Genomic DNA, 1,082 nt, shown 5'->3' on the forward strand with positions numbered 1-1,082 from the left:
CTGTCCGAAGCCGGAACGGTTGAGCATCAGCTTCATGGCGTAGATGTTGACGGCGACGGCCTGAGCTTCGAGCTTGTGGATGGCCCGGCTAATGGCAGTGTGACGATCAATGCAGATGGCAACTACAGCTTTACAGCGAGTGAAGGCTATGTTGGCGAAGACAGCTTCACCTATCGAGTGACCGATGAGCATGGGCTCAGCCGTGATGCAACGATGGCGGTACAGGTCGGAAGTGGAGTTGCCCAGTTTGACGCATCCAGCCTCTCTGGTGGATCGCTATCTGACAATAACAGAACGTTCACGGGTGTTTCTGGGACAGCAGGTGTTGCTGCAAACATATCTGCATCGTCAGGGCGTTATTATTATGAGATAGAGGGATCAAGCTACGACAACCTTGCTGTAGGCTGGGGGAAAGAGAGCTTTGATCCCAATACACCAGGTGATCTGGGCACTACAGCAGAAAGCTTCCGTTTGAGAATAGGTTATCCATCAGGGAAGTCTTATTTCTACTATGATGGGGAGCTGGTTGAACTTCCGGGTGTTTCGGGAGCTGACATATTGGGTGTTGGCTTTGATCTCGACAGTGGTCTGCTATCGTTCTTCGTAAATGGTACTGAGTTTTACAGCACTTCTATTGACGTGGAGGGTTCGGCTTGGCGTCCTATGTTGAAGGACGAAAATGGATCGAACGTTGTTTATGGCACGGCAGTTTTTGCGTCAACGGACTGGAGTTACGCTCCTCCAGAAGGTTACAGCGAGTTGAGCCTTGCAAGTGTTGCTCTTTCGGAAGGGAGTGCTGGCAATGATTATCTTTCTGGCAGCGAGTTTGCCGATAATCAATCCGGTGGTGCAGGGGATGACATCCTGACCGGTGGTGAGGGTGATGATACCCTTCTAGGGGGTGATGGGGCTGATCAGGCGATCTTTAGCGGTAATCGCAATGACTATGTGATCGAGGACAATGGCGACGGGACGTTAACGGTTCGGGACCTCAATGCAGCGGACGGCGATGACGGTGCAGATATTGTCAGTGGTGTTGAAGAGCTTGTCTTTGCTGACGAGACCTACAGCGTTGACGAGAA

The 1,082-nt window shown here is 51.6% G+C and carries 1 protein-coding gene; it reads left to right on the top strand.

Translation table 11 applies throughout. The features are described from left to right. Positions 1-1,082: Ig-like domain-containing protein (locus HED22_RS19525; protein WP_167725423.1), on the top strand; the 1,082-nt coding region annotated here is incomplete at both ends.

The sequence above is a fragment of the Thalassospira sp. HF15 genome (assembly GCF_011806525.1).
GTDB lineage: Bacteria > Pseudomonadota > Alphaproteobacteria > Rhodospirillales > Thalassospiraceae > Thalassospira.